The organism is Kitasatospora sp. NPDC059722, from assembly GCF_042733235.1.
Lineage (GTDB): Bacteria > Actinomycetota > Actinomycetes > Streptomycetales > Streptomycetaceae > Kitasatospora.
In genome coordinates this window covers 1-3,257 of record NZ_JBHWGD010000243.1, presented here as the reverse complement: position 1 = coordinate 3,257, position 3,257 = coordinate 1, and the positions used below count along the sequence as shown (strand labels likewise).

General features: G+C 76.3%; 1 protein-coding gene. It reads left to right on the top strand.

Annotation, left to right across the window (positions count from 1 at the left end; genetic code table 11):
* Positions 1-3,257 (top strand): SDR family NAD(P)-dependent oxidoreductase (locus ACFV4F_RS42910; protein WP_380511393.1); only part of this gene is annotated, 3,257 nt, incomplete at both ends.

The window sequence follows — 3,257 nt, the reverse complement described above, 5'->3', positions numbered from 1 at the left end:
ACCGCACTCGCCACCACCCACACCCACGGCCACACCCCCACCCCACCCACCACCACCCACACCCACCCCAACCTCCCCACCTACCCCTTCCAACGCGAGCAGTTCTGGCTCCTGCCGACCGCCCCGCCGGCCGGTCCCGAGGGCCTCGGGCTCGGCGCCACCGACCACCCGCTGCTCGGCGCGACCGTCGAACTCGCCTCCGACGGCGGCCTGCTGTTCACCGGCCGGCTGTCGCTCGACACCCACCCCTGGCTCGCCGACCACGAGATCCTCGGCCGCCCGATCCTGCCCGGCACCGCGTTCGTCGACCTCGCCCTGGCGGCGGGCGAGCGTTCGGGCACCCCCCGACTGGACGAGCTGACCCTGGAGGCGCCGCTCGCCCTGCCCACCACCGGCCCGCTGGTGCTCCAGCTGACCGTCGGCGCGGCCGACCCGGACAGCGGAGCCCGCACGCTCGCCGTCCACTCGCGCCCCGGCGACGCCGACGAGTGGACCCGGCACGCGGTGGGGCTGCTGACCCCGGCCGGGCGGCCGGCCGCCGCCGCGCCGACGACCTGGCCGCCGGCCGGCGCCGATGCCCTCGACACCGTGACGCTGTACGGGCGCCTGGCCGAACTCGGCTACGCGTACGGACCGGCGTTCCGGGCCGTACGGGCGGCCTGGCGGCGCGGTGACGAGCTCTTCGCCGAACTCTCGCTGCCCGAGGACGTACGGGGCGACGCGGGCGGCTTCCCCCTGCACCCGGCCCTCCTGGACGCCGCACTGCACCCGCTGGTGGCCGGCGAGGCGGAGGACGCCGACGGACTGCCGCTGCCCTTCTCGTGGTCCGGCGTGGAACTGCACGCGGCAGGTGCCGCCGAGCTGCGGGTCGTCTGGTCCGGCCGGTCGCTCAGCGCCGCCGATCCGGCCGGGCAGCCGGTCCTGACCGTCGAGGAGCTCGCCCTGCTCCCCGTCCGGCGCGAGCAGTTGGACGAGCCCGACGGCCGGACGCGGGACCTCCACCGGATCGACTGGCGGCCCACGGCGACGCCGGGCCCGTCGGGGCGGCCGTCGGTGACCCTCGTCGACGGACCCCGCGAACTCCGGGACCTCGGCGCGCTCCGCGGGACCGACGGGGACGACGGGACCGCCCCGGTGCCCGACGTGGTCGCGGCGACCGTGCCGAGCGGCCGGCCCGCCGTGGCCCACGCACTGGACCTGGCGCACGCCTGGCTGGCCGACGACCGGTTCGCCGGCTCCCGGCTCCTCCTGCTCACCCGGGGCGCCGTCGCCGCCACCGCGACGGACGACGTTCCCGACCCCTGGTCCGCCGCCGCCTGGGGCCTCCTCCGCTCGGCCCAGACCGAACACCCCGACCGCTTCGCCGTCATCGACCTGGACGACGCCGCCGCCGACCTGGGCGCCGCCGACCTTCCCGCCCTCGCGGCCGCCTCGATCCAGCCCCAACTGGCCCTGCGCGACGGGACGTTGTTCGCACCCCTCCTCACCCGCGCCGACATCGCACCGGGCGACGCCGCACCCGCCGGGCTCGCCGAACGCACCGTGCTGGTCACCGGCGGAACCGGCGCCCTGGGCCGTGTGCTCGTCCGTCACCTCGTGCGGCAGCACGGGGCACGGCACCTGCTGCTCCTCAGCCGCCGCGGCGAACGGGCGCCCGGCGCCCAGGACCTCCTCCGCGAACTGGCCGGATCCGGCGCGGAGGTGCGCTTCGCGGCGTGCGACGCGGCCGACCGGGACGCCCTGGCCGACGTCCTGGACACGATCCCGGCGGACCGCCCGCTGGGCGCGGTCTTCCACCTCGCCGGAGCGCTCGACGACGGCGTGCTGACCGACCTCACCCCGCAGCGGCTGGACACCGTCCTGCGCCCCAAGGCCGACGCCGCGTTCAACCTGCACGAGCTCACCACGACCGCGGACCTCTCCGCCTTCGTGCTCTTCTCCTCCGTCACCGGGGTCACCGGTACCGCGGGCCAGGCCAACTACGCCGCCGCCAACGCCTACCTGGACGCCCTCGCCGAGCACCGCCACGCCCACGGCCTGCCCGCCACCTCGCTCGCCTGGGGCCTGTGGGAGGAACAGGACGGGATGGCCGGCGCCCTCGGCACGGCCGGCCTGCTGCGCTGGGCACGTTCGGGACTCCCCGCGCTCACCACCGAGCACGGCCTCGCGCTCCTGGACGCGGCCCTGCGCTCACCCGCCGCGGCACTCGTCCCGGTCCGGCTCGACCTCACCGCGCTGCGCGCCAGGTCCACGGCCGGCCCGCTGCCGGCTCCGCTGCGCGGCCTGGTGCGGCCTCCGCGCCGACGGGCCGGTGCCGGCGCCTCCGCCACCGCCACCGCCGGCTCCACCGGCTCCTGGGCGGAGCGCACCGCCTCCCTGCCCACGCCGGAACGGGCGGACGCCGTGGGCGAGTTGGTTCGGACGACGGTCGCCACCGTGCTGGGTCACGCCTCTCCGGCGACCATCGACGCCGACCGTGCCTTCAAGGACCTCGGCTTCGACTCCCTCACCGGCGTGGACCTGCGCAACCGGCTGGCCACCACCACCGGCCTGCGGCTGTCCACGACCCTGGTCTTCGACCACCCGACGCCGGCCGCGCTCGTCGCCCACGTGCTCTCGCTGCTGCCCGGCGGTCTCGCGGACCGCGCCGCCCCGGCCCCGCAGGCACGCACCGTGGTCGACGACGACCCGATCGCGATCGTCGGCATGGCCTGCCGCTACCCGGGCGGCGTCGCCTCCCCCGAGGACCTCTGGCGGCTCGTCGCCTCCGGCACCGACGCCATCGGCGACTTCCCCACCAACCGCGGCTGGGACCTCTCCGGCCTGTACGACCCCGACCCGGACCACCCCGGCACGTCCTACACCCACAAGGGCGGATTCCTGTACGGAGCCGACGAGTTCGACGCCGAGTTCTTCGGGATCAGCCCGCGCGAGGCGACCAGCATGGACCCGCAGCAGCGGCTGCTGCTGGAAACGGCCTGGGAGACCTTCGAGCAGGCCGGGATCGAACCGGGCACCGTCCGGGGCAGCCGATCCGGGGTCTTCGTCGGCGTCATGTACAACGACTACGGCTCGCGACTGCCCAAGGCCCCGGCCGAGTTGGAGGGCTACCTGCTCACCGGCAACACCTCCAGCGTCGTGTCGGGCCGCCTCGCCTACACGTTCGGGCTGGAGGGCCCGGCGGTCACCGTCGACACCGCGTGCTCCTCCTCGCTCGTCGCCCTGCACCTCGCCGCCCAGTCCCTGCGGCAGGGCGA